The sequence below is a fragment of the Lactobacillus sp. VURO6/B1 (VP7) genome, from assembly GCF_058139575.1.
The window spans coordinates 75,544-95,301 of the sequence record NZ_JBVOWJ010000002.1 but is presented as its reverse complement, the minus strand read 5'-3'; the positions used below and the strand labels follow the sequence as shown (position 1 = coordinate 95,301).

Below are 19,758 nucleotides of genomic sequence, written 5' to 3'. Positions count from 1 at the left end.
TTTATTCTCTCCCTTTTTTAAATACTGAAGTGAACGTCCTAGCAATTTGCAGAGGTCTGGTAATAGCACCACCAACTACGATTCCAAGCGGATTAAGGTCTATTACCTTTTTTAATTGAGCTGGAGTATGAATTTTACCCTCTGCAATTAGTGGCAGTTCAGCATCCACAATTTTTTTAATTAATTGAAAATCTGGTCCAGACTTGTTTTCACTTTCAGCTGTATAACCAGCCAAGGTAGTACCAACAAAATCTACGCCACATTCATAAGCGTTCTGCGCTTCTTCAAAATTTGATATATCAGCCATCATTAACTGATGCGGATATTTCAATTTAACTTCTTTGATAAATTGATTAATGGTTTGTCCGTCATGCCGAGGACGTAAAGTGCAGTCAAAAGCTATAACATCAACCTTGGTTTCAACTAATTCGTCTACTTCTTTCATCGTTGGCGTAATGTACGGCTCTTCAGGGGGATAATCCTTTTTAATGATTCCGATTATAGGTAAACTAACCGTAGCTTGAATTTCTTTAATATCACGGACTGAATTTGCACGTATACCTACCGCACCTGCTTCTTCAGCAGCCTTCGCCATAAGAGGCATTATCCCTCCTTTTTCAGTATACAAAGGTTCTCCGGGTAAAGCCTGGCAAGAAACAATCAATCCCTTATGGATCTTATTGATAAACTTTTCTTTTTCCATGTGTATTTTTACTCCATTAATATTATTTTTTGAAGTTTTACTTCATAAAGTATGATATTATTTTTTTGCGGGAAATGCAATCGTTTTCTTGAAAAAGGATGATATAATTTACTCATTAGCGAAAGAGGCTTTTTAAGAAATGAATTTTATTCAATTATTTAATGAGAACAAAAAAGAGTTGACCAAATCTGAAGTAAAATTAGCTAATTACATTGCTAGTCACGCAGAACAAGTAATTTACGATACGATAAAATCATTGGCTATAGCTTCAGACACAAGTGACGCTACCATTATTCGCCTTTGTAAAAAACTTGGCTTTTCAGGCTTTTCTAAACTAAAAATTTATTTAGCACAAGAATCAATTTCGCAGAATAAATTGGCTGCCACTAGTGCGGATAGTAACTTTTATATTGAAAGTGCAAACTTATTAATTGATTCAATCAACAAAACTAAAAGTTTGTTATTTCCCCAAAATTTACTTAAAGCGGTTAAGATACTGGCCAAAGCCAAGCGAGTTTATTTATTTGGTCTAGGGCACTCTGGAGAATCAGCAAAAGATTTTGCTAAAACATGGTTAAGGATAGGTCTAATAGCACATGCCGAAGTTGATCCACACATTCAAGTACAAATTAGTTCATTACTAACAAAAAAAGATGTTGTTATTGGCCTATCTCTTTCGGGTCATACCAAAGATACATATGACTCTTTAAAACTAGCTAAAAAGAACGGGGCAAAAATCATTACCATTTCTAATGAATTGAGCTCACCCATAGCAAATTTAGGCGACGTTCAATTACAAACAGCAGTGGGAGAATTTATAAATATTGGTTCTGTAGCTGGACAAGTTTCTCAACTTTATCTGTGCGATGTGTTAGCACGCGGGTACGAAATTTATACTAAAATTGATAGCAATTCCATCAAGGAAAAAGTCCTACCTGAAATATTAAAAAAAGAAATTTAAAAGTTGCTATAAAAAAGATGTGTCTGGGAAAAAACTCTAACTTAACTAAAAAGGCTGACAAATCACGTCAATAAAACGTTGATTTGTCAGTCTTTTTAAATTGTGAAATTTTTTAATTTAACTTCAAAGAGCACTTTTTCCCACACACATCTTTTATAATACTCAGAATAAAAATTACATCTTTACTACCCTAACAGGATTGCCCAAGTCCTTTATGACTTTAAGCAAGTCTTGCGGCTTTAACCAAATAGTAGCTGTATTGTCATTAGGATGCACAGCTATTTTCGGCTGTTGACTAAAATATGAGTCAAGATAAAACGGTATTTCATGCCCAGGATCATTTAACAGACCTAAAGGTGTGACTGAGCCAGGTTCTAAACCTAATTTTTCTTTTAGGTCTTGCGGTGAGGCAAAACTAAGTCTGCATGTGCCATTTTCTTCACGAAATTGCTGTAAGTTAACTCTTTTATCACCTTTAATAGTCAAAAGGTAGTAGTTACGTTTCTTGTCATCCCTCACAAACAGATTTTTAGCATCTGCTTCAGAATATGGCAGAGCAATTTTTTCCATTTCTGCCATATTGTAGACAGCTTGGTGCTCCACTATCTCATATTTAATTCCAAGTTGATCTAGGTAATGTAATGTTTCGTTTTTGTTCATTTGGTTTTACTAAATTCGTGTTAAATAGTTTAATCTTTATCAGTATAAAATGATTTCAACCGATATGTTGTTACTGGTTCAACATAATAATTGTACTTTGCCACCAGGTCACAGATTTCCTCACCATCAATCAAAGTGATAATTCTTGTGCCCTGACGTGCTGTCTTAATTGCACCGCGAGTAAAATCAGAATTTGTAATAAAAATACCAAATTCCGCGTTGTATTTATCCATTGCTCCCCGAAACTTATCTATTTCAGGAGCGGGCACATTGGATTGCCAGCGCTTTGCCTGCAATGCCACTCTGGTAGTACGGTAATCATTTGAACGAACATAGCCAAAACCATCAAGGCCACCATCAGCAATATAGTTAACGCCTATCGTCTTATCAACATCAATCCCCATTTTTGTAAGTAACCCGCGGCAAAAGAGTTCAAACTTTTTCGGACTCATTTTCATCAGAGCATCTAGCAAATCTTGTCTCCATTGTTCTTCTTCTGTATCTTCATCAGTTGAATCCTTAGCAGAATCAATTTCAGCCAAGTTCTTTTTCTTTAATTCCTGAGAATCATTATCTTCTAAGAATGGCCGTACATCCTTTTCTGGATCAAAAGTATCAAGATCAACTTTACGCCCTTTTTCAGTTAATTCTACTTGATGACCGTCTTCAGCTAAATAGCCTGTTCTCACCAAATAGATAACCGCATAATTCAGCGTATAGTCAAAAGGTTTATATTTATTACCCGTTTTCTTAGACACTTTAATTTTATCTACTTCTTGTTCTGAGATTGCAGTAGAATTGTCACGAATATCTGAACTAATTTCACGCCTTGTAACTTGTCCACCAAGACGACGCATTGCAATCAGAATTTCTTTCATAGTTAGATTCTCAATATTAATTTGTCGATTAGCCATTCACTTTATCTCCATTTTATAAATATAAATTTTTATATGAAATTATTTTCTCTTACTTATATTTTTTGCCGATACTGACAAAATAAAATCTGCCATAGTTAAAGCAGCGTTTAAAGCAAGACGCGCATGGTGTTCTTCAACTTTTATTCTTTTTCTTCCCAAACCATGAGCATCGCTTTCTTTGTTTCTCATTTCTGCTATCGCATCAACGATATTTTCTAGACCGGAAAGTAATTCATTTATTCTCTTATCAACATCTTTGCCTGTACTCATTGAATAAGCTAATTTAACTTGTCCATACAGTTTCTTAATATTTCCCTTTCTTGAAGGTTGAATCCCATCTACTTCAAGAACATACATAAATACCTCTTCAAGAAGAGTTCTTGCTTGAGTTAAAACACTATCAAAGTTGCCTTGCCTTAAATTTTCATTTGCTTTACTTTGAACCTCTTTAATGTATGTTCTGTCAATCTTTTGGATATATTTGCTCTTTATTTCAAACAGGTCAGATTTTAAAAACACATTATTATTTTTAATAATTAATTTATCCCCAGTATAATCAATGAAGTTATTAATTTTTTTAATAGCTAGAGTTGTTGCTTTTTGATAATACTCTTCGAACATTTCAACGGACAAGTCAGAAATATTTTTACACATGCTAAAATTAGTTTTACTAAACAAATAGCTCAAAATTTCCTGTGTCTTATTTTTATATTTTGCCTTTTCAAACATCTCTTGCATGTATGACCAGCGAGAGAATATATCATATTCAATTGGGCTTCCAAACTTTTCAGATAAGTCACAAATATCTGGACCTGATAAATACGGCATATGAATCTCTACATTCATAGGTTGGCCATTATGTATTTTATCCTCACTAATTAAATTATCTAAGCAAGCGTCTCCATCCAAAATTTCAATAATTGGCTTTTTCATTAAAAAATCATATTCACTTTTTGGCAACACGTCTCACAACTTTCGAGAAATTATATTTACAAATAATAACTATCAATTTTTACTCTTCAGATTCTAAAGGTTTGATCTTTGTATTGTAGACTACCTTAACCTTTTCGCGTACCTCAGTCTTCCAGCTAAGCCAATTCTTTAATTTACTATCAGGATGAGTCTCTTTGAACCTATCAAAATATCTTTTACTTACCAAATCTCCCATACCTTTATGATTGATTTCATCAGGCTTATAATTGTTAACAACATAGTTCAAATTGCCATAATCAAGACCGAAATCGTCCGCAAGTTGACTTAAAATTTTTTTATTTTCCTGCTTGATAGAGTTCTCTAACACATCTTCTACTTTTTGATCAGAATATTTTTGCGGATTAAGTTGAACATCTTGCCAAATCGAACGAATATGGTTCGCACGTGGCTCATTAGTTTTAGCATATTGATCAATGTAATCACCAACTTGTGAGGTTTCACTTTGATCTTCAGATTTTTGTGATGCACTTACCCGCTGGTTAGCAGTTGAAATATAATCTTGAATGAGTGACATAATATAACGTTCATCCACTTCTTTAATATGAATAGATTCAAGCTCGTAATCCTCGTCAAGATCAACGTCTACTGGATCATCATCATTTCTATTTTCTGCTTTTAAATTATCGATAATATTTTGATATGTGCCTTCTAAAGTATTTTCTATTTCAGGTGGGATATCAGCAACATTAACTTGTGCAGAAGCAGGCAGTTTATCCTGCTTATCTAACTCATCATATGTTTTAATAGCAGCAAGCGCCTGATCATATTTTTGAAAAGCTTCAGCAAACTGTTTCTGTTCTTTTTTGGGGGCATCAATGAGCGTAGCCAATATCTGTGGATTATCGACATATTTGTCTAGTTTCTTACGTGCTTGTACATAACGCTTACGTGACGTATTCCAATCTGGGGCAAGAACGCCATTAGTGCCACCATTCGCATAAAGTGTCAACGCTTTATCTATTTCATCACTATACTGATTAGGATATTGGAAAGTTACTATTTGACCCCATTTTTTGCCATCATCATAAATACGGTTTGTTCTTGAAAAAGCTTGTATGAGGTTTTGGGCATTCATTGGTGGTCGGTCAAGATATAGTGTGGATAATCTTGGTGCATCAAATCCAGTCAATAACCGATCAACTACGATCACTATGTCTAGTTGTTGGTCTCGTGCTTGATATGCTTTATTTTTGCATGCTAAGCGATCATTGACATTGCGATTATAACTAGGAATATCAGTCATAGAAAGCTGGGTATTAAACATTTTATTGTAGTCATCCAATGACTGTTTCATTTCTGCTTGGTTAACCATTGATTCATCTTCGTTTTGAGAGATTGAATACGTAATAGCTATGCGGGGAAAATCCGGTGCCACTTTTTGAATACGATTAGGCACTTCACCGTTGGCAATTGCCTCTTTAAACAAGTGGTAGTATTTCTGCGCTTGTTTAATAGAAGATGTTGAAAACAGTGCGGAATATCTGTTGCCATTGCTAAGACCTTGTTTACGATAAGCTAAATCTAAAATTTGCTTGACCACTGCCTTCATGTGAGCATCTGTGAGATAAATATCATCGTTATCCGTTTGATTTGAATTTCCTTCATTATCAATTTTAAAGCCTAGTACTTTTTTATCATGAATTGCGTCTTCAATCGTATATTTGTGTAAAATTGGACCATAAAGTTGCTCAGTGGTACGAGCATCTTGTCCGTTTTCAGACCGTGCGTTTTCCGCAAAAATTGGCGTACCGGTAAAGCCATACCATAATGGTTGACGATTAAAAAATCGATCTAGTTCTCTCTTTTGAGTTGGCGTAACTGCTCTATGACATTCATCAACAATAAAAGCTAAGCGTAAATCTTTCAACTTTTCATACTTTTTAGCAATTTCAGGTGAATTTTCCCTTCGCTTAAAAATCGTTTGCAGTTTCTGCCTGGTAGTTACAACCACATTGCGGTTGCCATCACCCAATTTCTTAGCCAATTCAAAACTATTCGCGGTTTCCTTCACATCAATAGTGTCATTATTTGCATAAGTTTGAAATGCTGAAACAGTTTGCATGTCCAAATCTTTACGATCTATTAGAAAGATTGTCTTATCAATAGCTGGTATTTGTAATAAATTACGGGCAACTTTATAGGAAGTCAGGGTTTTACCAGAACCCGTAGCATGCCAAATAAAGCCAGATTTTCCTTCACGCGATGCTTTAAAAATTGCTTGTATTGCTTGAATTTGGTATGGGCGCAGCAGAATAATTCTTTGAGCATTATCATCTAAAACAGTATAATCAGCAATCATGTGATGTGCCATTGGAATGGATAAGACATCACGAGCAAAATCTAAGTAATCATTAACTTGTTGCTTATCTTGATTAATCCAAGAAATCAAAAAATTAGCACGTAGAGTTTGCCCAGCAGGAATATATTGAGTATTGGTACCATTGGTGACAACAAACATTTCTACAAAATTATAGATGTCACCAAATTTATCCTCATCTATATACTTTTGTATTTGACGAAACGCATCCATAAAAGGAAAATTCGGTGTCTTCAATTCAATATGAATTAGGGGTAAACCGTTAATCAAGAGAGTAACATCAAAGCGCCTATCTTGATCAAGTGGTGACAAGCTCGTCTTATTGACTTCTACTTGGTGTACTACTTCATAAACGGAAGTTCCACCGGCAATATTGGTATTATCTAAAATTAATAAATCAGCATCCGGCAAAGAAGAATCATCACGCTTCAAGTGATGCCTAACCTGTCTGTTAGCACCCGCCAAAAACTTAGCAGCTTGGTAAAAATTAGGCTTAGTTATTTGCGTACGAATGGTTTCTTTTTCATTTTGTGTTAGTGGAACATCATGAAGTTGATCGCGGTTATTATCTTCAAGAATCTGGAAAAAGTTAGCCCATAATTGCGGAATGGTTTTTAAATCTTCACGTAAACGCCATTGATTAGCCTCTTTAGTTAAATGCTCAATTAAAGTTTTTTCCATTTGAGCTTCTTTAACAGCTGCCACTGACATATCTGTCTCCTTTCCCTACTATTCAACAAACATATTTTGTAAAAGACACTTTTTAACTTGTTGAAAATTTTGTAATTTCTTATTTTCTAATTCGATTAATTGGTCAACCTTAGATAGGAGATTGCCGATCTTTTGTTGTTCCTCTATGGTTTTCGGAACTAATACATCTATTTTTTCTATGCTTGAATAGTTTATATAGATTTGTGTTCCCCCTTGCACCATTTTTTTAATACTTTTCCTAATAGGACCGTTTAAATAAGTAAATGCAAATTTAGAATTTATGTTTCTAGGAATTAATCTTTCTGTTCTCTGGTTAATAACAAATTCATTTGATTTATTTATTAACAATACTCTTCCTATAATTTGACCATCAGGAGTTTTATCATTTAAGACCATAGTAAGATCATTTTTATCTACTAAATGGCTTTTGGTCACAGAGTTAAGATTTACTCTGATCCCCTGATCAATATATTTTGAATTTTTTCCATAGCTACCTATAGAAATGACTTTATATTTTCCATCAGAATTGAAATATTTCTCTATTGAAGTGCCACTCTTATGATCAAATAAACTACCGATTTTCATGCTTTTCCACTCATCATTGAACTCCTTAAATCGTAATTCAGGTATATCGGCATCATGCTTAGGAAAAAGTTTTTGCAACAAAATCTTTTTTAGCAGCTCCAACTTGTCAATCTTTTGCTGCTGCAAATCAAGTAGCTTATCTAATTTAGCAAATAAATTGCCGATTTTTTGTTGTTCAAGTTTAGTAGGAAAAAACAATAATAAATTTTTCACTATTTTCGCAGAAAGATTTCCTTGTCCACCCTGTAAATACTTATTTGTTATTTTTCCCTTATTTAATGACAACCAGTATAAAAGAAAATATTTATTAACAAATTCATCAGGAAATATAGCAAGCACTGCTTGATTAATTGCACCAGTGACTTTTGAAATCGCAACTTGGCCGCTTGTAGCTCCATAAAGAGCGTATAAAACAGTTCCTTTTTTAACCATAAAAGCAGATGAATTTTTTAATGCTTCATTATTAATTTTCAGCTCGGTTGATTCCTTTTTAATATCTGATGATCTAATGAAAGGAATATCGCCAACATAATACTCTCTCTTATTGACACTAGGTGTACCACCCGACTTCATGGTAGAGATATTTTTAATAGAATCTTTTTCCCATTCATCCTCAAATCCCTTAAATCTAATATTTGGCACAGCTTTATGTTCACTCATTTTTACCAAACCTTACTATAGAATATCCTTTAATTGTTCAAGCGTTTTTTGTGCTTCTGGGTTTGTGCCAACCAATTCATCCAAAGAATGCTTAATTTCATCAGTTGTTTCTTTTTCTTCTTTTGTAATGCTGGCCATATCTGCAACTAGTTTTTGCACATCAACTGGTGGTTCTTCTTCAAAAGTATCAACATAACGTGGAATATTTAGATTAAAATCATTTTCTTTAATCTCATCAAATTTTGATAAATGAGCATATTTTTCAACATCTTGACGTGCAGAATAAGTAGTTAAAATCCGGTTTATATCTTCTTCACGCAATTTGTTTTGCGTTTTAACCTTTTCAAAACCTTTAGAAGCATCAATAAACATGACGTCACGGTCTTGCTTATCTTTTTTAAGTACAACAATCACTGTTGGAATACTGGTACTGTAAAAAAGATTTGCTGGTAGACCGATAATTGCATCAATCGCACCATTTTCAAGCAGCTTTTGTCTGATTTTACCTTCAGCACCGCCACGGAAAAGAACGCCATGAGGCAAAACTATAGACATCACACCACTGTGCTTTAAATGGTAATAACCGTGAAGCAAGAAGGCATAATCAGCCTTGGACTTAGGTGGCAAAACACCATAAGGATAGAAACGAGGATCATCTAAAAAGCCCTTGTTTGCTGACCATTTTAATGAATATGGTGGATTCATAACAACCGCGTCAAAGTTATTGGCTTCCTCTGCTGGCCAATCTTCGTCTAAAGTATCGCCATTACGCAAATGCCTGTTTGCTTGGTCAATGTTGTGCAAAATCAAGTTCATTTTGGCCAAGTTATATGTAGAAGTATTAATTTCTTGCCCATAGTAAGTAACTCGATCACGAGCTGAGCCATATTTTTTAAAGTTTAAGAGCAAAGACCCAGACCCCATAGCAGGATCATAAACTGTCATTCCGGCAGAATAATCTTTACCCACTAATGTTAAGCGTGTTAACAGCTCAGAAACTTGTTGAGGTGTATAAAATTCACCCGCTTTTTTGCCAGATTCTGAAGCAAACTGACTAATTAAGTATTCATAAGCATCTCCCAGACTATCTCCTGAAGTTTTAACCAATTCTATTTTGCCAATTGCTTGAATAACTCCAGCTATAGTATCTGTTCTTTTTTGCGCTGTACTTCCTAAACTTTTAGAATACAAATCATAATCATCAAATAACCCTTCAAAGTCTTGATCCGAGCTTTCTAGTTTATTAAAGGCATCCCCTAATTGCTTGACCTGAAAAGTATGGTTGTTGACCGCTTTTAAAATACTATTGTATGTATATTCAGGTTCAATTACATAACCTAATGATACCCGCAATTCATTAACTAGTTCTGCATCATCGGCATTATCTTCATAAATTTTTTGAGCTTCATCTAGCGTTCCATCAGGTTCATCAGCTAATAATTCCAAAACGTTGTAAAGCATGTGATCAGATAAATATTTATAAAAGACTGTGCCCAATAAATAGTTTTTATATTGACTCGCATCCATTTTCGATCGTAATGAGTCTGCTGCACTGAACAGCCCTTGTTGTAAACTTGTAGTTGTATTTGACATTATTTATATCCTCCATTAATATCTTTTTTATTTATAATTTCTAAAATAGCTTGCCTCATTTTATTCTGATATTCGTTTTGCTGTCTCTCTTTAATTAGTAACAAACGGTATAACTTTCCTATCTCTTGCTGTTCCTCTAAAGTAGGCAATTTGATTTCGAGCTGCTTCAAGTTTTTCAAAGTTACTCTTCTTAAAACGCTACCTTCCATCGTTTTATGTAATTGAAGTTTCACAGTTTGAGACTCATTGAGTAAATAACACAAGTACCAAGCATCTCCACCTTTTTTAAAACTGAGCTTATTAATATTTTGTGGAATCACTTTATCTCGGGAATCCGGAGAAACAATTGCCGTTCGATTAGTCATTGTATTAGTTACGATATCTCCCATATCCAATATTGGTGATTCGGACATAGGGGTATTTTTTGTAACAAAGCCTAGATGTAGATCTTTTTCCAAATCTTCATTAGTATAAACTTTGTAGTTACTATATTTCTTTTTTAATTCCAATGAATTAGGTCCAGAAAAGAAAGTCACAACTTGCTCTAATCTCAAAATAAAACCTCCTAAAAGTCTAAAAATTACTATTCTTAAGTTATTATATTTTCGTCAGGTATATCTTTTACTATTTTTAATTTTAGCATAATCAAATTAATTCTGTTCATCTGCTTTAATTTATGATAAGTGCAAAACAATATTTACGATAGGCTTTCAACCTATCAATTGCTCCGCGCTGAATACCTTAATGACCTTTCCTGCCTTTTTCTTAAACAGTACACATTGCTCTTTTTTACTCCTCTTAGTCACTAATATTTAATTAGCTTGCCCACTGAAACGTGAGAAAATATTAATTGCTAAGGCAGTATAGCAATATTTTTATTCTACACTAAGTTGGAAAAATTCCTTTACCGCTAATATATCTTCCATGTTAAGAACTAAAACAGAAATTTTATTAATTTTCATTTTTAAAAAAATTTAAAAATAAATAATCAATTATTAAAATAACTAAATAAAGAATTTTCTTGAAAGGAAAATAATAGAAATGAAGTTCTAAAAAAAAACTAGATATGGATAAGACTAACATCAATATACTGATATTACTTTTTTCCTCATTAGTGTTATAAATATAAGACTTAATGTTCAAGACAATTGGTACAGCATCGAGAAACAAGTTAAAAATTCTTAAATTACGAAAAGGAAATAAGATAATACTGTTATCTAAAAATAAAATAACAGTAAAAACTGAAATTTTTAAGATCCTTATTTTTTCTTTCTTTAAAAATTTTGAATTAAAAATATTCTTAGTTGAAAACTGTAAAAAATTAAAAATTTTGAAGTATATCGAAATAAAAACTATTAAAAACTCAAACGTTGAAAAAAGGACCCAAAGATATATCTGAACATCTTTATTTCCAATTAAATTGAAAAGGTTTTGTTGTTGAATCATATCTGGTTATTCCTTTCACATATTTTAAAATATTTCATTTGAAATATAATATTGTTTTATCATATTTCAATTGAAATATCAAGAAAAAATATTAATTTTGTATAGTCATTTTGTATATTATTTAGTGTAAGCGGTTTAAACATTATGTGTTTTGAAAAAGTTAAAAACTTAAAACCACTTTATACTAAAAATTAACCATTAATGACATTTATTCCACCATTTGCAGTAATCTGGGATAAAAGTGAAATTCATCTACTATACTTATTAACAGAAAGGAGAAGCCAGAAATGAAAATAAATTGTCACGTTGACCCTAATATCGGTGAAGAGCATGGTGAATTATGGATCAAAAAATTGACACCAGCAATTAATGAACTTTTGCAAAAATTAGCACAGTCAGAAAATTCATTATGGTGCCATTATCAATCTCAAATTTATCCGATTAATTTTGAAGATATTTATTCACTTGAAGTTGCTAATAGAGATATTAATGTTTATACAGAAAAGCAGCAACTTACATATAATGATCGTTTATCAAATTTGAAAGCAGATTTACCGAACTATTTTATTGAAGCTTCACGCAGCGCTATATTTAATTATCAACACATCGATCACCTTGAATTACTTAATAATGGGTTAATCGATGTTGTTCTGACTAATAAGCATCGCGTACAAATATCAAGAAGAAATATTAAGAACCTGAAAGAGAGGTTAGGAATATGAAAAACACAAAGAGATTTATCAATTATTTGTTTAATTTTGCCGTTAGAGGCATCTTCATTGGCTTAATGATTTCTATCTTTTGCAGTTATGCATCACATAGCTCAGTTTACGTTCCATCCAGTCCATCTTTTACGACAAAATTTAGTAATTTGCTCAATGCTTTTAGCGTCTCAATTATTCTCTGGGCGGTCACTGGAATTTTTTTCGGTCTTGGCAGTTTTATCTTCACTATTAACCAATGGTCATTATTAAAGAAGACGGTTATAAATTTCTTTACCTACTATTTAGGGTTTGTTTTTTTAGCCCTTTTAGCTGGTTGGGTTTCGTTAAACTTGGTTAACTTTATAAAATTTACTGTAATTTTCGTCATCATCTATTTAATTTGCTGGTATTATAATTACCATAAAATTGCAAAGGAGATTGCAAGTATTAATCATAAAATCAAAACAAAGTAATCTAATTGCAATGGCAAAATAAAAAGTTGAGCATTCATATCAAAGTGCTCAACTTTTTTACTTGTGTTTCTTAATAAAGAAATTTATGAAAATATCATCATTCAATGTTAGTCTTCCGCTTTTTAGCAAACTAAACTCAATATAAATCTATTCCCTTTTGATGTAAATTATCTAGGCAACTTTGTAAATATGCATCGTCGTGCTCTGGGTAAATTGGATCAGTCCACGGAATAGCTGGTAAACTATCATACTTAAGACAATATTGTCCTCTATAATAAGGATCAAACCATTTAGCATCTGGATGATAATGGCGCCGTTGCATTTCAGCTAATACTAATAAATGAAATTGATACAATTTGTAAGGTGAATGTTGAAAAACATAGTTAACAGTAGCATGTGGTTTGCCCCAGCCACGTCCGCGCAAAGCAGCAATTTCTCGATGTTGCCCTAATAACTGTTGCTTAGGCAATCGCCAAATTAAGTCTTGATGCCATAATCTCATGATTTTTCTTTGCACTCCTGAATTAAACGTGAGTTTAATAAATAAGAAACTTGATATTTTTCAGCTAAACGACTTAAAAATGGACCCAATTCATCTTCTGTTGGTGACAATTCTTGCAATAAATGTAAGTAAGTTTGTTTTTCTTCCGGAGTACACATTTTCTTAAAGTAGCCCCAGACATGTTGATAAGCGTTGGTTAAAGTTTTAACCGTTGGTGTTTGCCTGGCTGCTTTTTCTAATAAACCCTTAAATTCAATATTCTTTTGCTCTGTCCATTCGTTGTCCTTAGCCAGCAACCTAATCTGCTCATAGCACTGTTGAGAATGAGCCATCACCCAATATTTATTATAAGCCCACTCTTCTTGCCATTTATCCATTTTCATTTGTCCTATTTTTTATGCATTTAAATGCATAGTTTTATTAATAATAAATTCTACCTAACTAAATTTTATTACTAAATAATATTTTACAACAAACGAATGAAACTAAATTTATTAAAACAACTTGTCCAAAGTCAACAGCTGTTCCATGTATCGTTTTTGAACAATTTTATTCTTAGAATTACTCTGAAGTTGCTGTAAATCGCCAGTAACAGTTTTTCTTTGTCCAAACTCAATATCCAGCACATCATAGTCTTCATTAACAAAATCTTCGAAGTGCATTTCATGAATAAATTTTGGGAAATCATCAGTAAAGGCATCTAGCCAAATTTTAGTATTATTATTTTGATAGGCTTTTTGCATTGGCGTTTCTTTACCCATAAAGTAATGTTTCAAATCATATAACAAGTAATCAATGCGATCATGATAAATTTGATATCTCCCTTATCCAGCAGCAAGATAATAATATTTGCAAATTTTAGCTATTACAAAGGAACTCTACTATTTTCGATCTACCATTCCAATAACCTCAATATTGTAAATGGTTCCAGAAGGTCACACATTAGACATTAATATGTAAAATCACATTCCAAGCTTCATCTGAAGTATTAAATTCATAATTGTAATAGCAACATCAGCACCCTTATCCAATACAAATAAGACTATTGGCTTCACCTTTTCCCATTTTCTTTTTTTTGACATTTTAGAATTATTTATTTTCTCTAACTCATCTATTCTAGACTTCACGTTTTCAGTATCTTTTTCACTAAGACCTGGCAAATTTTCTATCCGAGATTTTGCATTTTCGAAGGAAAAGTTCATGTTTTGCTCATTTTTATTGCTAATTGGAACATTCAAGTTAATATTTTGCATTAACGTGGAATTCTGATCAATTTTAAAAATATTAACATATCCAGTAAGCCTTCCTTTCATAATATGCAAATTATGAATTAATGACTCTTTATCCAAATATTCATAAGTAAATCCATATTTTTTATCGTAAGCATACATACTCTGACCAAAGTTTTTAATATAAGCTGAATACTTTCCATCTATTTCCATATGAACAGCTTTAAGTTGCTTTTCATCACCTGAATTAAGTGCCTCTTGAATAGACTTAATATCTGGAGAAATTATTTTTGTGAGATTTTTCACGTTTTTTGTAGATCTTAAATTTTCATCATCAGTATCCATTACTTCTGTATCCTATCTTCCCTTATTTATAAAAATCTCTTGTTTTTCTATAGCTTATAACTAATGTTAATAACTTTAATTTTAAGCTATTTTTTCCTGATTGGTCAAAATTATTTCATCATAAAAACTGACATTAGAACTTTCTAACGTCAGTTTTTAAACTTTTATTCAATTACTTTTTCCAAACTTATTCACATTTACTTTACAAAAAGATATTTGTGTCATATCTTTATTATTTTATATCAATTTTTTCATCTTACAAATATTTATTAGCTATTTTTAAGCCCGTTCTAATACCGTCACTGCTTCGACATGTGGTGTTTGTGGAAACATGTCAACGGGATCGATTTGGCTAAAGGTGTAACCATCCTTCATAAACTCTTGCAGGTCACGAATCATGGTTGCGGGATTGCATGAAATATAAACAATCTTCTTTGGACCAGTTTTTACTGCTGCCTCAATAAATTCTGGTGTTAATCCTTTTCTTGGCGGGTCAACAAAGATGACATCAGCTTTCATCCCCTTAGCAGCCCATCTTGGCAGCACTTCTTCTGCCTTACCAGTCACATATTTGGCATTATTGATACCGTTTAGTTTGGCATTATTATTGGCATCTTTCACCGCGTCAGACACACTTTCAATTCCGCGAACAGATTTGACGTGTTTGGCAACACTTAAACCAATGGTTCCAATACCAGAATATGCATCAATCACAATATCGTCAGGCTGTAAATCAGCTTTTTTAATAGCTAAATCATATAAGCGGGGAGTTTGCAGTGAATTGATTTGAAAGAAACTTTCAGGGGAAATCTTAAACTTAACATCACCTATTTGATCCGTAATTTGTGGTTTGCCAAAGATTAAGTAATCAACTTTACCTAAGATAACGTTGGTCTTCTTCGGGTTATAATTCAATACTAAGCTAGTGACACCATCAATTTGTTTAATAGCCTCTGCTACTTTTGGTAACTGAGGAAAATCTTTGTGCAGACAAACCAAGATGACCATAATTTCACCAGTCGCTTTACTGCGGCGAATGTCCAAATATCTGACTTCACCCTGATTATGAATTTCGTCGTAAGCTGGAACACGATATTGTCTTAAAATGTCACGCACAGCAACCAAAACTCGGTCAATTTCAGGATCAGTCGTAAAGAAATTAGTCAGTGGCACTAAATCATGAGAATGTTTTCTAAAAAAACCAATTTCAAGCTGGCCTTTAACTTCACGCACTGGCACCTGTGCCTTATTACGGTAGCCAGTTTGTTCTGGACTAGGCAAAGTCTCGCCTACTTTTACATCATCTAAATGTGCTTTCTGCAATAAATTTACTACTTGATTACGTTTAAATTCCAGTTGTTTATCGTATTTAACGTGTGCTAAAGATGCCAAGCCGGTTTGAACCCACTGGTTGAGCTTAATATTAACCCGGTCAGGACTTTCCTTAATGATTTGCTCGATTTTAGCAAAAGCAAAACTCTTTTTGACTTTTAAGATCTTGGCTTCTACCGTTTCTCCCGGTAAAGCATTGTTAACGAATACCGTCATCCCTTCATAATGAGCTACTCCCATAGCTTCATATGATAAGTCGGTAATTTCAAGTTCAATTATTTGATTCTTTTCCATATTTTGTCCTTTTTTACAAACACTGATTAATATATCTATTTTACTAAAAATCCAAGCAAAAGTAATGTACATGCCTATTCTTAATATTGGATTAATTTCAACTTTATCCCTTCACACTTATTGTTGTCTGTGTTACTTTTAATACTAATAACTTAAAGAAAGGACGTTTTTCATGAATAATTACGATACTAATTCAGATAGGCGCCAAATCCACACCATCTCCGAAACCAATACTTTTTTAACTAAAATGTATGCCTTGATGGCTGGAGCGGTACTTGTTTCTGCGTTAGCAGCCTACTTAACAATGACCGTATTCAGAAGCGCTGTGATGAACATGCCAGTGGCCATGATGTGGCTCATTTTATTTGTCCCATTTGGCTTGTCAATGGGTATTAGTTTTAAAGCTGATCGCAATCCAGTTGCCAGTCTAGTAATGTTAACAATTTTATCAGCAATTTACGGCTTTGAGTTTGCCTTAATTGCCGGCTTTTATACCGGTACCCAAATCACCACTGCTTTTGTTTCAGCATCTGCCGTGTTTATTGCCATGGCCTTGTTTGGTACTTTTACTAAAAGGGATCTTAGCAATTGGAATTCATACTTGAGTGCTGCTTTACTTGGTTTCGTTGTTGCCTGGGTGGTTAATATGTTTTTACGTAGCCCTGCCGTTACCTATGTCTTCTCATTTATCGGTGTCATTCTTTTCACCGGCTTAGTTGCTAGTGATGCTAACAGAATGAAAGCAATATACGTCAATTACGGAAATCAAGTTTCAACTAATGGCTTAGCAGTTCTTGGCGCATTACAACTTTACCTTGATTTCATTAACATTTTTATGTTCTTACTAGAAATCTTTGGTGGCAGTGGCAATAGCCGTAACTAATAGATTTTATTAACAAGTAAAAGAGCAACTACTATTAACAGCAGTTGCTCTTTCTTTGTGTTTTAATTACTCACCAACGAAAAATTCAATTCGTTGTTGTAAATTTTTAAAGGTAACAGGACAATAATCACCAATTTCACCGTCAAGGTTAACCGGCAACTTCTCTCCCTTGCTTTTACCAATTAACTCAATCTTTAAACTACGCGTCTTGGTGTAAATAATGTCAGGATCATCAACGTGTTTGCCGTTTAAAGCTAAAGCCATTAATTTTAATAACTTTACTGGATCAGAAGGTTTAACAATTATCAATTGGAATAAGCCATCACTTAGTTGGGCGTCAGGCATTATTTGTTCAAAACCACCAATAGAATTAGTCATTCCGAGCAATAGCATTGAAAGCTTGCCCTCATACACGCCCTCATCATAAGTCAGACGCAGTTCGTTTTCTGTAAGATGCGGCAACATTTCCGCACCCTTAATTAAATATGCAGTATAACCCAGGGCAGACTTTACTTCCGATGGAACTCCATAAGTTAATTCTGTTAGTGAGCCACAAGCGGCAATATTGACGAAATACTGGACATCTTTGGCAAAAGTCGCTTGCCCAATGTCCATCTTACGAGTTTTATTTTTAAGGACAACTTTGATTGCTTCAGAAATATCATTTCGCGGAATGTGTAATGCTCGCGCATAATCGTTGGTAGTGCCAGCAGGAATTATTGCCATCTTGGGTCTTTTCTCTAAATAAGCAATCCCATTTACCACCTCATTGATGGTGCCATCACCACCAGCAGCGACAATCAGGTCAAAACCTTCATTCGCAGCACGGGTAGCTTCTCTTTGAGCACTCTGCCTTTCTGGTGTAGTTCTGAAAGCACTTGCCTCATACCCAGCTTGTTCCAAAACGTCCAATATATCCGCGACATTTTTAGGCATCTGTTCGTGACCAGATACAGGATTATAGATCAATCTTGCTTTTTCAGTCATAATTTCTACCCTTATTACTTCAAAACTTACTTAACGCTTTTGCAATTCTTCATTCAGCAACTTATTAATTATCTTTGGATTGGCCTTGCCCCTGGTTTGTTTCATTAACTGACCGACAAGATAACCAATTGCCCGATCCTTACCATTCTTAAAGTCTTCTACTGATTGTGGGTTGTTATCAACAACTTCTTTAACCATAGGTGCCAAGACGCTGGTATCAGATAACTGCACCATACCTTTGTCTTCAACATATTTCTTAGGATCGGTACCATTAGCAATTGTCTCTGCAAAGACCTTTTTAGCTATCTTAGAAGAAATCGTACCATCTTTAATCAGTTTAATCATGGCAGCTAAATGCTCCGGTGTCAACTTAATATCAGAAAGTTCAACCCGATTATCATTCAAATAACCATTAACCTGAGTGTTCATCCAGTTAGCAGCAAGCTGCGGATCAGCTCCAGCAGCAACCGTCTGATCAAAGAAGTCTGAACTTTCTTTGGTTTGCAGAAGAACATTTGCGTCGTATTCTTTCAGACCAAATTCATTCACGTATTGATTGTAACGTTCTTCAGCTGATCGTGGCAAGGTAGACTTAATTTCATCAATCCACTCTTGGCTGATATGGTCAGGGGCAATATCAGGTTCAGGGAAGTAACGGTAATCAGCATCGCCTTCTTTGACACGCTCCAAAACTGTTTTACCAGTAGCTTCATCAAAGCGGCGAGTAGAAAGTTGCACGCGGCCACCTGAAAGAAGAACTTGAGCTTGACGCTTTTCTTCATATGCCAAAGACTTACGAACATGTTCAAAAGAGTTCAGGTTCTTCATTTCAACTTTGGTACCCAGTTCCTTTTGACCGGCAGGTCTAATGGAAATGTTGGTATCAACACGCATTGATCCCTCTTCCATCTTAACGTCGGAAGCACCGGTAAATTGCACTATCTTACGCAATTTTTCAAGGTAAGCATAGCCTTCATCAGGATCTGCAATTTCGGGCTCAGAAACAACTTCAAGTAGAGGAACACCCTGCCGGTTTAAGTCAACGTAAGAATAACCGTTGGTCCCATGAGTATTCTTGCCGGCATCTTCCTCGATGTGCATTTCATGAATGCCGATACGCTTTTTCTTACCGTGAGATTCAATTTCAACATAGCCATCACGAGCTAGTGGTTGGAAAAATTGGGTGATTTGGTAAGCCTTAGGGCTATCTGGGTAATAGTAATTTTTCCGGTCAAAATGAGTTGTTGGCAAAATATGAGCATGTGTGGCTAATGCAACCATAATGCCTAAACGGTAAACGTCCTTGTTAACGTAAGGTAAAACACCCGGCATCGCCCAATCAATTACATTTGTTTCCGTGTTGGGTTTTGCACCATAACTTACTGGCGAAGGTGAAAAAATCTTACTTTTAGTTTTTAATTCAAAGTGAACTTCGAACCCAATCGTTGATTTAAAATTCATCA

General features: G+C 34.1%; 19 protein-coding genes. 4 read left to right on the top strand and 15 right to left on the bottom strand.

The features are described 5' to 3' along the window. Position 1: 1 nt before the first annotated feature. Positions 2-703, bottom strand: a complete 702-nt coding sequence (locus tag ACZ2M0_RS01615; protein ID WP_490058264.1) for an N-acetylmannosamine-6-phosphate 2-epimerase — start codon at positions 701-703, stop codon at positions 2-4. A gap of 139 nt (positions 704-842) precedes the next feature. On the opposite strand from ACZ2M0_RS01615, the gene ACZ2M0_RS01610 reads away from it, so the two are divergent. Continuing rightward, positions 843-1,664: a MurR/RpiR family transcriptional regulator gene (locus tag ACZ2M0_RS01610; protein ID WP_109586028.1), complete on the top strand. Its 822-nt coding sequence runs from the start codon at positions 843-845 to the stop codon at positions 1,662-1,664. A 174-nt stretch (positions 1,665-1,838) separates the two neighbouring features. Here ACZ2M0_RS01610 and ACZ2M0_RS01605 read toward each other — a convergent pair whose 3' ends face one another. Genes ACZ2M0_RS01605 through ACZ2M0_RS01575 form a run of 7 tightly spaced genes read right to left on the bottom strand, consistent with a single transcriptional unit; the run spans position 1,839 to position 10,654 of the window. Further along, positions 1,839-2,324, bottom strand: a complete 486-nt coding sequence (locus tag ACZ2M0_RS01605) for a prolyl-tRNA synthetase associated domain-containing protein (RefSeq protein ID WP_490058263.1) — start codon at positions 2,322-2,324, stop codon at positions 1,839-1,841. Between the two features lie 29 nt (positions 2,325-2,353). Continuing rightward, positions 2,354-3,238, bottom strand: coding sequence for a restriction endonuclease (locus tag ACZ2M0_RS01600; RefSeq protein WP_490058262.1), 885 nt, complete (start codon positions 3,236-3,238; stop codon positions 2,354-2,356). A gap of 42 nt (positions 3,239-3,280) precedes the next feature. Next, entirely contained in the window at positions 3,281-4,201 is a 921-nt protein-coding gene (locus ACZ2M0_RS01595; protein ID WP_490058261.1) for an abortive infection family protein, read from the bottom strand. A gap of 52 nt (positions 4,202-4,253) precedes the next feature. Further along, positions 4,254-7,262: a type I restriction endonuclease subunit R, EcoR124 family gene (locus ACZ2M0_RS01590; RefSeq protein WP_490058260.1), complete on the bottom strand. Its 3,009-nt coding sequence runs from the start codon at positions 7,260-7,262 to the stop codon at positions 4,254-4,256. Between the two features lie 18 nt (positions 7,263-7,280). Further along, a complete protein-coding gene (locus ACZ2M0_RS01585) occupies positions 7,281-8,507 on the bottom strand; it encodes a restriction endonuclease subunit S (protein WP_490058259.1) in 1,227 nt (408 codons plus the stop codon). A gap of 15 nt (positions 8,508-8,522) precedes the next feature. Further along, complete coding sequence (locus ACZ2M0_RS01580) at positions 8,523-10,100, bottom strand: type I restriction-modification system subunit M (RefSeq protein WP_490058258.1); 1,578 nt, start codon at positions 10,098-10,100, stop codon at positions 8,523-8,525. Beyond that, on the bottom strand, positions 10,100-10,654 hold the full coding sequence (locus ACZ2M0_RS01575; protein ID WP_490058257.1) for a restriction endonuclease subunit S: 555 nt from the start codon (positions 10,652-10,654) through the stop codon (positions 10,100-10,102). The genes ACZ2M0_RS01580 and ACZ2M0_RS01575 overlap by 1 nt, the downstream gene beginning before the upstream one ends. Before the next feature lie 1,179 nt (positions 10,655-11,833). Here ACZ2M0_RS01575 and ACZ2M0_RS01570 point away from each other — a divergent pair. Next, complete coding sequence (locus tag ACZ2M0_RS01570) at positions 11,834-12,268, top strand: LytTR family DNA-binding domain-containing protein (RefSeq protein WP_490058256.1); 435 nt, start codon at positions 11,834-11,836, stop codon at positions 12,266-12,268. Next, positions 12,265-12,723 carry a DUF3021 domain-containing protein gene (locus tag ACZ2M0_RS01565; RefSeq protein ID WP_490058255.1) on the top strand — a complete coding sequence of 153 codons (459 nt, stop codon included), beginning with the start codon at positions 12,265-12,267 and terminating at the stop codon, positions 12,721-12,723. The genes ACZ2M0_RS01570 and ACZ2M0_RS01565 overlap by 4 nt, the downstream gene beginning before the upstream one ends. A gap of 136 nt (positions 12,724-12,859) precedes the next feature. Here ACZ2M0_RS01565 and ACZ2M0_RS01560 read toward each other — a convergent pair whose 3' ends face one another. From ACZ2M0_RS01560 to rlmD, 5 genes are all read right to left on the bottom strand, one after another. Beyond that, complete coding sequence (locus ACZ2M0_RS01560; protein WP_490058254.1) at positions 12,860-13,225, bottom strand: TIGR02328 family protein; 366 nt, start codon at positions 13,223-13,225, stop codon at positions 12,860-12,862. After that, positions 13,222-13,602 (bottom strand): YbgA family protein, encoded by a 381-nt coding sequence (locus ACZ2M0_RS01555; protein ID WP_490058253.1) that lies wholly within the window; start codon positions 13,600-13,602, stop codon positions 13,222-13,224. The genes ACZ2M0_RS01560 and ACZ2M0_RS01555 overlap by 4 nt, the downstream gene beginning before the upstream one ends. Before the next feature lie 117 nt (positions 13,603-13,719). Beyond that, complete coding sequence (locus ACZ2M0_RS01550) at positions 13,720-13,986, bottom strand: hypothetical protein (RefSeq protein ID WP_490058252.1); 267 nt, start codon at positions 13,984-13,986, stop codon at positions 13,720-13,722. 201 nt (positions 13,987-14,187) lie between these two features. Next, positions 14,188-14,799 (bottom strand): hypothetical protein, encoded by a 612-nt coding sequence (locus ACZ2M0_RS01545; RefSeq protein WP_198213280.1) that lies wholly within the window; start codon positions 14,797-14,799, stop codon positions 14,188-14,190. A gap of 279 nt (positions 14,800-15,078) precedes the next feature. Then, positions 15,079-16,425, bottom strand: coding sequence for a 23S rRNA (uracil(1939)-C(5))-methyltransferase RlmD (rlmD, locus tag ACZ2M0_RS01540; protein ID WP_490058251.1), 1,347 nt, complete (start codon positions 16,423-16,425; stop codon positions 15,079-15,081). Positions 16,426-16,597: 172 nt separating this feature from the next. Here rlmD and ACZ2M0_RS01535 point away from each other — a divergent pair, with 172 nt between their 5' ends. Beyond that, complete coding sequence (locus ACZ2M0_RS01535; protein ID WP_490058250.1) at positions 16,598-17,308, top strand: Bax inhibitor-1/YccA family protein; 711 nt, start codon at positions 16,598-16,600, stop codon at positions 17,306-17,308. A gap of 66 nt (positions 17,309-17,374) precedes the next feature. Here ACZ2M0_RS01535 and ACZ2M0_RS01530 read toward each other — a convergent pair whose 3' ends face one another. After that, a complete protein-coding gene (locus ACZ2M0_RS01530) occupies positions 17,375-18,295 on the bottom strand; it encodes a diacylglycerol kinase family lipid kinase (RefSeq protein WP_490058249.1) in 921 nt (306 codons plus the stop codon). Between the two features lie 30 nt (positions 18,296-18,325). After that, positions 18,326-19,756, bottom strand: a complete 1,431-nt coding sequence (gene gatB, locus ACZ2M0_RS01525) for an Asp-tRNA(Asn)/Glu-tRNA(Gln) amidotransferase subunit GatB (RefSeq protein ID WP_490058248.1) — start codon at positions 19,754-19,756, stop codon at positions 18,326-18,328. Between the last annotated feature and the right edge of the window lie 2 nt (positions 19,757-19,758).

Bases quoted from the DNA above. Each gene is read 5' to 3' on its own strand.
- ACZ2M0_RS01550 (WP_490058252.1), bottom strand. From the start codon at position 13,986: ATGGGTAAAGAAACGCCAATGCAAAAAGCCTATCAAAATAATAATACT.
- ACZ2M0_RS01565 (WP_490058255.1), top strand. From the start codon at position 12,265: ATGAAAAACACAAAGAGATTTATCAATTATTTGTTTAATTTTGCCGTT.
- ACZ2M0_RS01555 (WP_490058253.1), bottom strand. From the start codon at position 13,602: ATGGATAAATGGCAAGAAGAGTGGGCTTATAATAAATATTGGGTGATG.
- ACZ2M0_RS01560 (WP_490058254.1), bottom strand. From the start codon at position 13,225: ATGAGATTATGGCATCAAGACTTAATTTGGCGATTGCCTAAGCAACAG.
- ACZ2M0_RS01580 (WP_490058258.1), bottom strand. From the start codon at position 10,100: ATGTCAAATACAACTACAAGTTTACAACAAGGGCTGTTCAGTGCAGCA.
- ACZ2M0_RS01600 (WP_490058262.1), bottom strand. From the start codon at position 3,238: ATGGCTAATCGACAAATTAATATTGAGAATCTAACTATGAAAGAAATT.
- gatB (WP_490058248.1), bottom strand. From the start codon at position 19,756: ATGAATTTTAAATCAACGATTGGGTTCGAAGTTCACTTTGAATTAAAA.
- ACZ2M0_RS01610 (WP_109586028.1), top strand. From the start codon at position 843: ATGAATTTTATTCAATTATTTAATGAGAACAAAAAAGAGTTGACCAAA.
- ACZ2M0_RS01535 (WP_490058250.1), top strand. From the start codon at position 16,598: ATGAATAATTACGATACTAATTCAGATAGGCGCCAAATCCACACCATC.
- ACZ2M0_RS01590 (WP_490058260.1), bottom strand. From the start codon at position 7,262: ATGTCAGTGGCAGCTGTTAAAGAAGCTCAAATGGAAAAAACTTTAATT.
- rlmD (WP_490058251.1), bottom strand. From the start codon at position 16,425: ATGGAAAAGAATCAAATAATTGAACTTGAAATTACCGACTTATCATAT.
- ACZ2M0_RS01585 (WP_490058259.1), bottom strand. From the start codon at position 8,507: ATGAGTGAACATAAAGCTGTGCCAAATATTAGATTTAAGGGATTTGAG.
- ACZ2M0_RS01605 (WP_490058263.1), bottom strand. From the start codon at position 2,324: ATGAACAAAAACGAAACATTACATTACCTAGATCAACTTGGAATTAAA.
- ACZ2M0_RS01570 (WP_490058256.1), top strand. From the start codon at position 11,834: ATGAAAATAAATTGTCACGTTGACCCTAATATCGGTGAAGAGCATGGT.
- ACZ2M0_RS01545 (WP_198213280.1), bottom strand. From the start codon at position 14,799: ATGGATACTGATGATGAAAATTTAAGATCTACAAAAAACGTGAAAAAT.
- ACZ2M0_RS01530 (WP_490058249.1), bottom strand. From the start codon at position 18,295: ATGACTGAAAAAGCAAGATTGATCTATAATCCTGTATCTGGTCACGAA.
- ACZ2M0_RS01615 (WP_490058264.1), bottom strand. From the start codon at position 703: ATGGAAAAAGAAAAGTTTATCAATAAGATCCATAAGGGATTGATTGTT.